The sequence below is a fragment of the Arthrobacter sp. UNC362MFTsu5.1 genome (genome assembly GCF_000685965.1).
Taxonomy (GTDB): Bacteria; Actinomycetota; Actinomycetes; order Actinomycetales; family Micrococcaceae; genus Arthrobacter.
Map to the genome: position 1 here is coordinate 1 of NZ_JMLE01000053.1, position 11,062 is coordinate 11,062.

9 protein-coding genes and 2 pseudogenes are annotated in these 11,062 nt (G+C 61.2%); 3 read left to right on the top strand and 8 right to left on the bottom strand.

Features of this window, described 5'->3' with window-relative positions; translation table 11 throughout:
- The 3 genes from BS38_RS26330 to BS38_RS28035 all read right to left on the bottom strand — a co-directional run.
- On the bottom strand, positions 1-440 hold a 440-nt coding region (locus BS38_RS26330), incomplete at its 3' end, for an ATP-binding cassette domain-containing protein (protein ID WP_043439946.1).
- Positions 440-1,525 (bottom strand): sugar ABC transporter substrate-binding protein, encoded by a 1,086-nt coding sequence (locus tag BS38_RS0123730; RefSeq protein ID WP_197025032.1) that lies wholly within the window; start codon positions 1,523-1,525, stop codon positions 440-442. The genes BS38_RS26330 and BS38_RS0123730, both read right to left, overlap by 1 nt.
- A 52-nt stretch (positions 1,526-1,577) precedes the next feature.
- Positions 1,578-1,922, bottom strand: coding sequence for an antibiotic biosynthesis monooxygenase (locus BS38_RS28035; protein WP_028272986.1), 345 nt, complete (start codon positions 1,920-1,922; stop codon positions 1,578-1,580).
- A 170-nt stretch (positions 1,923-2,092) separates the two neighbouring features.
- On the opposite strand from BS38_RS28035, the gene BS38_RS26335 reads away from it, so the two are divergent.
- The 3 genes and pseudogenes from BS38_RS26335 to BS38_RS28040 all read left to right on the top strand — a co-directional run bounded on the left by BS38_RS26335 (position 2,093) and on the right by BS38_RS28040 (position 5,495).
- Positions 2,093-3,388 carry a M17 family metallopeptidase gene (locus tag BS38_RS26335; protein ID WP_051629137.1) on the top strand — a complete coding sequence of 432 codons (1,296 nt, stop codon included), beginning with the start codon at positions 2,093-2,095 and terminating at the stop codon, positions 3,386-3,388.
- Between the two features lie 5 nt (positions 3,389-3,393).
- Positions 3,394-4,227 carry a pyrroline-5-carboxylate reductase gene (proC, locus tag BS38_RS0123745; protein ID WP_028272987.1) on the top strand — a complete coding sequence of 278 codons (834 nt, stop codon included), beginning with the start codon at positions 3,394-3,396 and terminating at the stop codon, positions 4,225-4,227.
- Between the two features lie 225 nt (positions 4,228-4,452).
- Positions 4,453-5,495, top strand: a pseudogene (locus tag BS38_RS28040) (alcohol dehydrogenase catalytic domain-containing protein).
- 469 nt (positions 5,496-5,964) lie between these two features.
- Here BS38_RS28040 and BS38_RS26615 read toward each other — a convergent pair.
- From BS38_RS26615 to BS38_RS27510, 5 genes and pseudogenes are all read right to left on the bottom strand, one after another.
- On the bottom strand, positions 5,965-6,786 hold the full coding sequence (locus tag BS38_RS26615; RefSeq protein ID WP_012311507.1) for a hypothetical protein: 822 nt from the start codon (positions 6,784-6,786) through the stop codon (positions 5,965-5,967).
- Positions 6,787-6,959: 173 nt separating this feature from the next.
- Positions 6,960-8,201, bottom strand: coding sequence for a UPF0158 family protein (locus tag BS38_RS0123765; RefSeq protein WP_012311508.1), 1,242 nt, complete (start codon positions 8,199-8,201; stop codon positions 6,960-6,962).
- Positions 8,202-8,376: 175 nt separating this feature from the next.
- Positions 8,377-8,805, bottom strand: coding sequence for a DUF4913 domain-containing protein (locus tag BS38_RS0123770; protein ID WP_028272989.1), 429 nt, complete (start codon positions 8,803-8,805; stop codon positions 8,377-8,379).
- Entirely contained in the window at positions 8,802-10,571 is a 1,770-nt protein-coding gene (locus BS38_RS0123775; RefSeq protein ID WP_028272990.1) for a type IV secretory system conjugative DNA transfer family protein, read from the bottom strand. Before BS38_RS0123775 ends, BS38_RS0123770 begins: the two co-directional genes overlap by 4 nt.
- A pseudogene (locus BS38_RS27510) lies at positions 10,568-11,062 on the bottom strand (ATP/GTP-binding protein); the annotation flags it as partial. The gene BS38_RS0123775 and the pseudogene BS38_RS27510, both read right to left, overlap by 4 nt.

Genomic DNA, 11,062 nt, shown 5'->3' on the forward strand with positions numbered 1-11,062 from the left:
CGCAGATTCCGAACTTTTGCTTTCGGATCAAGCCCAAAGCCGACCATGCTTTCCAGTTCGCCAAAGCGTTGGGTCAGATTCCGGCGGGCAATACCGACCCTGTGCTCCTCGACGCCCAGGAATACGTTCTCCTCCACGGTCAGGTCAGGAACCAAGGCAAGTTCCTGGGCAATCATTACGATGGCCTCTTTTTGCGCCCGTGACGGATTCCATTTGGATACCGGCTTCCCGTCTACAAGCAGCTCCCCACCGTCCTGCTGATAGATCCCGGCGATCACTTTGCCAACCGTGGACTTTCCGGCACCGTTTTCGCCGACAAGTGCATGGATTTCACCAGGACGGAGCGAGAGGCTGACGTTATCGAGAGCCAGGGTTCCGCCGAACCTCTTGCTGACCCCTTTGAGGTCGACGAAGCCTTCGGGATTGTCCTCAGACAGCATTAGCCGTTCCACTCACCTGTAAAGTCGGGTGCCTTGTCCAGATCTTCCTTGTAGGCATATGGATCGATTGGGCCAAGAGTGTCTGCGTCAACAACGGCTTTGACGTCCTTGCCGTTGATGGCGTTGCTCAGCTGTTCTATAGCAGCTGCACCCATCGATACGGGGAAGTTCAGGTAGTCGGATGTCCAGAGTCCGTCACGAACAGCTTTGACTGCTTCCTTGGTCCCGCCGCCGCCCGTGAGGAAAACGCTAGAGGGGCTGATGCCGGCGTTTTCAAGGGCGATCTGGGCGCCGAGAGTCTGCTGGTCTGCATTACTTAGGATGGCGTTGATGTCCTTATTGCCCTGCAGCATGTTAGAAACCGCACTCAGTGACTTGTCCCGGTCGTAGGAGCCCTCGACCGTTCCTACGATCTGGATGTTCGAGTGCTTGGACAGAACGTCCTTATAGGCGTTACTACGGGCCACATCAAGCGGGGAGTTCAACAGGCCGACCACAACGCCTACCTTGCAAGGGCTTTTATCCTTGCAGTACTCAACTACCTGCTCGGCCTGCTTCTTTGCTGCCACGCTGGGAGCGACCGCGACAGTGGAAACGACCCCCTCGACCTGGGGTTCCATCATTTCGATGTCGGAACCGATGGGGTTCAGGACTGATACCACGGGAATCGACTGCGCCAGCGGGAATGCCGCACCGAGGACCGGGCCGTCCTGGGGTACAACGATGATGCCGTCATATCCACCGGTGGTCGTAGCATTCTGAAGCTGCGACAACTGCGTGTTTGCGTCGAACTGTCCGTCGAGGATCTGGGCGTCTACGGTAAGGCCGAGCCTCTCTGCACCTTCCTTCACGCCTTGGAAAACGGCCTGGTTGTAGCCGTTCTGGGCTGAAGCTGCCAAGACCGCCACCTTCAAAGACTTCTTCTCGGCACCATCGCCGGAACCCTCTGAACCGCTGCCTCCTGCGCAACCGGACACGACCAGGCCCAAAGCCATGCAACCGCCCGCTGCTGCCAATCGAATGCTTTCCACTACTGCCTCCAAGTTGGATCGACGGAACTTTCCGTCTCTGATGATATGTACCATGTCACATATCCCTTGCTTCATGCAATGGTTTCGGTTGCTCTCGATCGAGAATTTACTGGCCCGAAACATTAGGCGTGGACGGAATCTTGCTTACGGCGTGGTCCACCTCAAAGATCCGCCCTGGACCCACTTCCGCCGCTCCCTTCAGCAGCTGGGCAAGGCGGGGGGCGGACTCCTTCCGGGAAGGGTGGTTCAGCCAGCCCTCATATGCTGCCTCGCTAGGCCACAAGGCCGTAACAATAATTTCTCCCGAGCCATCCGAGGCGACCGATAGCTCCGATGCCAACGCGTCTGAGTGGTCCAGGGAGAACTGCAGAATGTCCTCATCCCTGTACATGGTCAGGACATCTTCCAAGCGCTCAGGGTCTACCCGAAGGGTCAATACGGTCCGGATCATGTGATTCTCCCTCTATCCATCAAGCCTGTGACATACACCATGCTCCGAGTGTATCGTGTGACATGGCACTGTGGTAGTCCAGGCCTGAAAGGATCGCCGTGAGCATTGAATGTCTTTGTCGCCCTGTATTCGGTCCACAGAGGGACGGTGGGCAGGATGCATTATGGGCAGTGTCGGGGTTCCTGGGTTGTGCAGGGCAGACCCTCCTGACCGCTGATAATGGAGTTCCTGTCCTCCTTGTAGGACTCGGGCCAGCGCATGAGGTTGACGCCGCTTCCTTGCGGGAGGCTGCCGCACTGGCATCGCAGGTGCTCAAGCACGTTGAGTCCGCTACTTGGGACTTTGAAGCGCTTTCCGCTTTGGCTCTATCGTCGGGAAAAATCGCCCAAATCATCGCAGAAGGGGCTATTCTCGGCTCCAGTGAAGCCGGGGACACTCGGTGGCTGGGTCCAGATCATCAAACCGGGCCTTGGTCTCTGGGGCTGGCAATCGGGCACGCCACCTTGCGCGCCCGCCAACTCGTCAACTCCCCTGCAAATGTCCTTACTCCTGCCGGCTTTGCCCGTTACTGCGAGCGTACTGGCAAAGAGCACGGTCTTACCGTTCGCGTGCGGAACCAGAACGAGCTGGTTTCGCTCGGATTTGGAGGAATTCTGGCTATAGGGGGCGGATCAAAGGAGCCCTCCCTGCTGGTAGAGGTCACCCATGAAGGTATCCATGCGAAGCCTGATCTTAGCCTCGTCGGCAAGGGAGTGACCTTCGATTCTGGTGGGCTTTCTTTAAAGAGCGCGGACGACATGATCGGAATGAAGCACGACATGGCTGGGGCTGCTGCAGTTTTCGAAGCTATGACTCTCCTTCCACTACTGGCCCCGAAGCTTCATGTGAAGGCTTACATTCCACTCGTCGAAAACCTCCCGGGCCCGGGCGCGGCACGGCCAGGTGATGTTGTAACGATGCGGTCGGGACACACAGTAGAAATACTCAACACAGACTTCGAGGGAAGAGTTATCGTCGCGGACGCCCTTGCCTATGCCGCAGAAGAAGGTCCGGCTGCCATAATTGACCTCGCTACGTTAACCAACGCCGCAGTCCGCGCCTTGGGTGAAAGAACCGCCGGACTGATGAGCAACGACAAGCATCTCGAGGAACTGGTCCGACAAGCCGCAGAGTCTTCTAACGAACCCGTCTGGGCGCTGCCCATGCCCGGATACCTCAGCGAGCAACTGAAGTCCGACATAGCCGATTACAAGAACTTCCCGGGGACAGCAAACGCTCGAGCACTGACTGCCGCCATGTTTCTTCGTGCATTCGTTCCCGATGGGATTCCTTGGGCACATCTGGATATTGCTGGCCCCGCATGGGCTGCGGAGCCCTACGGCCTAACGAGTAAGGGGGGCACCGGATTTGGCGTCCGACTCCTCGCTGACCTGTTTCAAAGTACGACACCAAGAACACCGGAGTAAACGATATGAAAATTGCCTTTTTGGGCTGCGGGTCTATGGGGGAAGCCATCATGACCGTCCTGCTCTCGTCGAGCACCACCCATCCGACAGTGGTGGCCACCACGAGGACGGCGGCCAGGGCTGCACAACTGCAGGCAACCCACGGCATCGTTGCGACATCAACAGCTGAAAATCCGTTCGCCAATATCGAAGCTGCACAAGACGCCTCAATCGTTATTCTGGGCACAAAGCCCTACGGCATCGCTTCACTGGCACGCGTGATCGCCGGAGCTCTCAGTCCCAAAACTCTTGTTATAACTGTGGCGGCAGCGACATCCCTCGACTACGTACAGAAAGAACTCCCACCCCGCCAACCACTCGTCCGTGCCATGCCAAACACACCACTCAAGGTTGGCCGCGGGGTAGTAGGCCTTACAGGTGGAGAGTACGCCACGGCCGAACACGTTCAGCAGGCTGCCGAGATTTTCGAAGCCTCGGGCGTGGTGATCGAGATCCCAGAAGCACTGCAGGATGCAGTCTCTGCCATCAGTGGATCAGGACCGGCCTATGTTTTCTACCTGACAGAAGCAATGGCCAGCGCGGCCCGCAGTCTCGGCATCGACCCGGAGACCGCCGCTGTCCTCGCACGGCAAACCGTTATCGGAGCAGGAACCCTTTTAGAACAAAGCCAATCGAGCCCCGAGGCCCTCCGTCGTGCAGTAACGAGTCCCAATGGAACAACTGAGAGGGCCATCGCAACAATCGAGACGCACAAGTTCGTGGACATCATTACCAAAGGGGCAGCAGCAGCAGCAGTCCGCGCCGCCGAAATAGCGCAGGAAATACGGGCTGAAGACTAGCGGCTCGGCACAACCACCCTTAGATGCAACCAGCCCACGGCCGGTAAGAGCATAACCAGCCAATATGAAAGGACAGAAATGACCGCGCCCAGCCTTGCTCCACTCCGGACCACCCCAAGGAACTGGACATCACTCGCTCCAACTACCATCTCCGATGATGATTGCCCCGACGCGGACTGCCACTTTTGCACCTGCCCTGAAACTGATTAGGCCTAAGGAGCTTCCATGCACGCCATCTACTTTGATGCATTCGGGTCCCGGCCCGAGCTGCGCGAGGTGCCCGACCCAATCCCTAGCCGAAAGGGCGTAGTTGTTCGCGTAGAAGCCACTGGGCTTTGCCGCAGTGACGTCCATGGGTGGGCTGGGACATGACGACGGCATCTCGCTTCCGCACGTGCCGGGCCATGAACTGGTAGGAACCATCGTTTCCATCGGCCAAGACGTCAAGCGTTTCGCCGTTGGCCAGAGAGTGACCACCCCATTCGTCTGTGCATGCGGGAATGCCCGGAATGTATGGCCGGCAACGGTCAGGTCTGCCGCAATCAGACTCAACCAGGCTTCACGCACTGGGGCTCCTACGCAGAGCTTGTAGCCCTCCACAATGCGGATAACAACCTGATAGCCATACCTGCCACCGTGGACAGTGGTGCAGCAGCCCTTCTGGGCTGCCGCTTCGCAACCGCATACCGTGGGTTAAAGCACCAGATACAGATTAACGCCCGGTGAAACTCTCCTGGTAGTCAGCTGTGGAGGAGTAGGCCTAAGTGCAGTGATGATTGGCCTCGCGCTTGGCGCAAACGTAGTCGCTGTGGATATCGATGAAACCGCCCTGGCCAGGGCCGCCCGTCTCGGTGATGTAAAGACCGTGAAACTCCTCCGGCCTTTCCCGAAATGAAGTGCTCGCCGCAATCCAATCTGCCGCACCTGGAGGAATTCAGGCTTCCATGGACGCACTTGGACGTGAGGAAACGTCGGCTGTTGGAATCCTCTCCCTTGCACCGCGAGGCAGACACGTTCAAATGGGCCTGTTCCCAAACGACCCGATAATTCCAATGGGCGCTGTCATAGCCAAGGAACTCGCAATCCTCGGTAGCCACGGAATGCCTGCTCGCGGCTACGAAGGATTGTTGGACCTGGTGAAGTCAGGGACACTGATGCCGCAAGCCCTCATAGAACGTCGTCTACAACTTCATCAGGTGCCGGAAGCCCTCCTGTCGATGTCCAAGGACCGCTCTGAAATGGGAGTCACCATCATCCATCCCTGCTGACTAGCTTTGCCGTCCAAAATCATCTCGGCCCGCCACTCCGCCACCCCTGAAGCGTGGCGGCGTTCTAAAAGGGATGGCATGCAATTTGAGCCCCCACATGTGGTGTCCGCGGGCACACCCCAACCTGACGTCAGCAGCAAGAAAAAAGGGCGTCAGAATAGGGTCTTCAGAGCGGTTCTTACACTCCCCCACCCTTCTGTCTTAGATTCAAATCTGACAGCCAGCCCCGCTGAGGAGCTTGCGCGGGGCAGGGACGCAATTGGGCAACAGCCTGTTGCCCAATTGTCCAGAAACCGTCTGGACAATTGGTTCCGCTGCCCACACTCGGGGACAATCCTGATGGGTTATCCACCGCTACTGCTGCGAAGGGAGCTATCCTCAGGGCTCCCAATTCCAGCTGTGGATAACCCGGATTGACCACAACTATGGACAGCTTCTAGTCCCACCTTTGTGCCTTGGACTCCTGGCGTCAGGGCAATTCGTCGAGTTTGGTTCGGAGGTTCCTAAACACCGCGTCGCGCTGCTCTTGGGAGAGCTGCATTAGCGGCACATCACGCAGCTCGTCGAGGTTGAAATCGGTGTCCTCCTGGTCCTCGTCCTCGAGCATGGCGAGCATGTCCTCGTAGGTCAGGACCATTATGTTGCCGTCCAGTGGCCGGAATCCGAGTTCGCCCCAGTACTTGGCAAGGGCGCGGCATTCCCTCCGGTGTTTCAGGGATCCTTCATCCGTATCGTCCTTGAGCCCGGGTGCCGCGTGGAGGACGGTGACGACGGTACCGCGGCCGATTGCTCCGAGGATAGCCTTGAATATTTGGTGCCCGGCCCGGTGCCCACGGAACCGCGGCTGGACGCTCACCCAGGACACGATCATCAGATCGCCTTCTAGGACCGGTTCGCCCTCGACGCTGAGCTGACTGGGCTCGGATCCGGCGACGATGAACGCTTCGGCGAATCGGGACAGGTCAGCGCTGTGGGCGTCCAAGGTGTCGAAGAGGTTGACGCTGCCAACGTCCGGGACGAGGTGGACGCTGGCTTCGGCGACGGTGACCCGGCCTTGGGCGTCGGCGTCGAAGGTGTCGTAGTCGGGTTCGAGGATGTCAGCGTCGATGTAGGCGCGAATGCTCCATGACTGCGGGTAGTCTTCGGGCCGTTCCCAGGAGTCGGGGCGGGCGGCGTAGTCGAGGGCATAGGTCAGGCGCATCCACTGGAGGGCGTCGCTGATCTCGTCGTGCTCCTCTGGCCGGGTGCCACCATCCACTTCTTTGCCGCGGGTGTGCTCGTTACCGGCCATGAGATTCCTTGCCCGCTCCCCCGACCAAGGGGTGCTCTGAATGTTGTCCAGTGTGCCGGGTTCACCGTACCCGACACTGGCCCTGGCGTGACAGTAAAGCCCTCCCGAATTTCCGGGTGGCCATTCATGTGGGTAGGTCCGCACGTCGAAGGGATCAACCGGCCGAGCCCGGGTCAGCCCACGTGGATGCCGTTGTCAGCGAGGTATTCGCGAGCACGGCCCATCTGCCGGTCGGTAGAGAAGGCGTACCAGTGTTCGCTGAGGTTCTCGTCGTGGACGATTTCCCGGAACCGGAAGAAGGCGCCTTTGCCCTCGATCGCCCGCTCCAGTCGCTCTCGGAGGGCTTCCTCGTGCTGCCTGTCTGCGAAAGCTGCCATGTCCTGCCAGCCGTTCCCGGAACCCGTGCGGTTCAGCCGAAGCCATCGGTCCGGTTCATCCTCTACGTCGATCGCGGTGTCCTGCCCTACGATCATCGGGTCAGTGGCGGCCTCGTCGTACACCTGCCCGGTGTGCAGGTCGAGGTAGCCGCCGGTGGACAGATCGGGGTCCCCTTCCAAGATGATGCTGAGCATGTCGAGGTCCACGGGAACCACCCTGCCGGTCAGCGGCACGCGGCGCAGGGATGCCAGCAGGTCCTCGGCGAGCACCTGGTCACCGGCGCAGCCGCGCCGGGTCAGCCGGTTGATGACCGACAGTGCCACGGGTTCGGCTTCCCGGCGCCTGTGCTCTAAGGCCATCGGTATGCCGGCCCCCACCTGCTGGAGGGTGTCATCGATGTCGCGTCCGGTCAGGGCTGCGAGGAAACGGGCCGCGTCTGCTGCCGCGATGGCTTCACGCATTTCGGGCAGGTCGAGCCTCGGCACCGAGACCTGGGCGGGCCATGCGTGCAGCAGCATCGGATGCGGTTCGCCCGGTTTCGCCGGGACCCGGCTCTCCCCGTCATCAGTGGACCACCGGCGCCCGTATTGGTCCGGGATGCTGCCCCAGCCCCAGTAGGGCAGAGGGAAATCAGGGCGGATACCCAATACCTCCAGCGGGTCGACCTTCGTCTCCTCGACCACGCACCGGTGCATCCAAGCGTCACCAAGGTCAAACATGAACTGAAACTCAGATCCCGGCCCCAGCGTCCGGGCGACCTTGGCGGTCGCGATGTCGATAGCTGTGATGATCGGCCCACCGCCGGATCCGGCCATCTCAGCTCCCGTCTCTTGGTCCGTGATTACCCGGCCGTCGTTCAGGGTGAACATGGACAGGTGCGAGCGGTCCCAACGGGCGAAGGCATCGTTGATGGCGTTGGCGAGATCCAAGAAGGTGTGCGACTGTCCAACCGCGAAGACTCGCCCCGGCCAGGGCCACAGCTCCTCACCACGACCACCGAGCAGTTCCACCGTCACCGATAACCAGGTTCGCGCCATACCCTCAGGATGGCACGAACCGCGGCCGCGCCCTTCGTCGCGTTACTGCACGCCGGCGGGCGCCAGCATCCCGAATGAGGGCGGGCGGCTCCGCGAGGAAGAGGGCGCGGAAAGTGATTTTAGGCGAGCAGTGTAGAAGCACTGCTTCCAAGCGTGCAGTGGAGGGCAGTCCTTGCTAGTCGAAGATTCCTGCTTCGGGGGTTTTGTGGGGAAGGGCGGTTTTGCCCGGGGCGGGGGTTTTGTGTCCGTCGTAGGCGCATTTTTTGAAGGGGCCTTCTTTGTCCATGAGGATGCGCATGTGTGGGTCGGCGTGGTTCAGCCACCAGGTGCTGACCCCGAGAGCAGGCTCCAGCCGTAGGTGTTCCCAGGCCCGCCAGATGGCTTCCATCCGGATGAGGGCTTCGGGATGTTTGTACCACTCGGGGCACCACGCGGAGGCGGCGCCTTCGTTGACTTCCCGGACGTAGGACTGGGCCAAGAGGTCAGCGAAGAACTCCACGGCGTTGGAGTAAACCAGTTCCGGTTCGGGCTCAGCCTGGCTGTGCTCGCCGGCTGGGGACTGCTCTTCTTCGTCTCCGAAGGCGTCCGCGAACTCTTCACTCACGCCTTGTCTCCATCGGTCCATGGATTGTGGGCGGCAACAGCCACAGGGGCGCGCGCAATTTTTTCCTTGGCTGCGAGGGAGTCTTTGACCTTTTGGGCGTGGGGCCCGTTCATCCAGGGGATCGTTTCGATCATGGTGGCCGGGGCACCGGAGGCGAGCAGGATGGCCCGGAACCGTGGCAGCGCTGTCAGGTCGGCAACCGAGAGGATTTCGTCTTTGCTTTCCTGCCGGGAGGAGGAGGATCCGTTTCTGCTGTGGCTGCGGGAGACGTTGATGTAGCTGTATTGGCCGATGAGGCGGGAGAGTTCGTCGAGGTAGCCGACTTCGGAGACGCCGCCGCCGTAGATTTTGACGTTGGATGCTGACCAGAGTTTCCGCATTCCTTCGAGGTTCCAGACTTCCACGCCCTGGGACCATGACTGCAGGATGGTCATGAGGATGATGCCGCGGGAGCCGTAGTGGCTGTATTGGTCCGGCAGGGCTTTCCACCTGCAGACGTTTGCCGCTTCATCGAGGATTCCCAGCAGCGGGGTTGCGAGGCGCCCGCCGGGTTGGGAGGTGGCGTACTTTTCGGCAGCTTCGACGACGGCGACGGTCAGGGCGGTGACCAGGGGGCCTGCGGTTCCGACGCCTTCGCGGGAGAGGCTGTAGAGCGTGCCTTTGCCGCGGACGAAGTCTTCGGGGACGAATTGTGGACGGGGGTCGGTGTCGACGGTTGTGCCTGGTGTTGGGGTGACCCATTGGCTGACGTCCCGGTCGGTGAGGCAGGAGACCATTTGCCGGGCGGTGCCGTAGACGCCGGCCCGCTGCTTTTCCGGTTCCCTGATGTGGCCGATGACCATGTCAGCCAGCAGGTCAAAGCCGGCGGTGCGGAGGATGTCAGCGGGTGCTTCGTCGTGCGGGCGGGTCAGCCAGGTGTACACCTGTGTGATCGGGGCGGCGCTGAGTGAGGCGGCGAGCAGGAGGGCTTTGAGCAGGTTTTGTCCGGCCGGGTCGAAGTAGGCGTCGGGTTTTGTTCCGGGTTCCCGGGAGCCGGCGGCGAAGTGGGAGGCCATGTTTCCTGCGGTGGCTTCGTTCTTCACGTAGGAGAGCGGGTTCCACCACCACGATGGTTCTTCCTCGGCAACGGCCTGCGGGTCAAAGACCCACACCTGCCCGGCCTCGGAGCGGATGGGGCGGGTGACGTCGACGATGTCGCGTTTGTTCGACGTGGCGATCACCGCGCCGGGCGCGTCAAGGATGGCGGGGACGGCGTAGGAGGTGGTCTTCATCGTGCGGGGCCCGGCGATGAGGATCAGCATGTCCTCCCACGATGCCCAGAGCGGACGCTTCCCGGCCACGCTGCGTCCAAGGCGGACACCGGTCGAATTTTCCACACCAAGGCGCACGGCCGTGGCCGTGGCGCCCTTGGTCGAGAGGTGGTTCAGGTCCTTGCCCCGGCCCATGTACACCGCTGCCTTGTCCACCCGGGTGCGTTTGCTCGCGGTCCGGGACCGGACCACCAGCACCGTCACCACCAGCGCGATCAGGACACCGGCCAGCACGCAGGCCACCACAGTTGCTTGGTCAGGCCAGGGCACCCGGCCCTTGGCCAACCCGGCGACCAGGTCAATCGGGTGCGCCGGCGGGGCGGCGAGGCCAGCCATCCAGGACCCGAGGTGAGCGGCGACCCAGGTGCCGCCGCCGAAGATGGCGGCGGCGCCGATGGCGAGCCAAATCCCCAGGGCGTCGCCGAGGCCTGTTCCCTTGAGGTTCGGGGCACTCATGCCGCACCTTCTTCCCGGATTGGAGCGGCCGCATCCAGCAGCGTTTCTGCCGGTGCATGCCAGAGGCGGTTTGTGTCGTTCAGGGAGGCTTCGATGGAGGTTAAACCGATGGTCACGGGGATGCCTGGGCGGCCGCCGACCTTGATCAGGAACTTTCCCCGGCCCGGGGGTTCGACGTCACCGCCGCGGGAATCCCAGGCGGGCGGGTCCTGCCACGAGATGAGCTTCTGCTGTTCCTGCCGTGACAGCGGGATCGCAGCGGTCAACAGCGGCATCTCAGAAGCCGGGAGCCCTGCGCAAATGACCATGCCGGAACGTTCAACAAAGCCGCGGGCTTTCATCCTGTCTTCCTCCGCCGGGAGGGCCAGCAGGTCGGACATGGTGTGGGAGATCATGACCTGCCCGACACCGACACTCCTGTTCAGCCGGGTGAGGGCGTCGACGCGGTCGACCATGCCCTTGCCGGAGCGCAGCGCCCGCCACAGCTCATC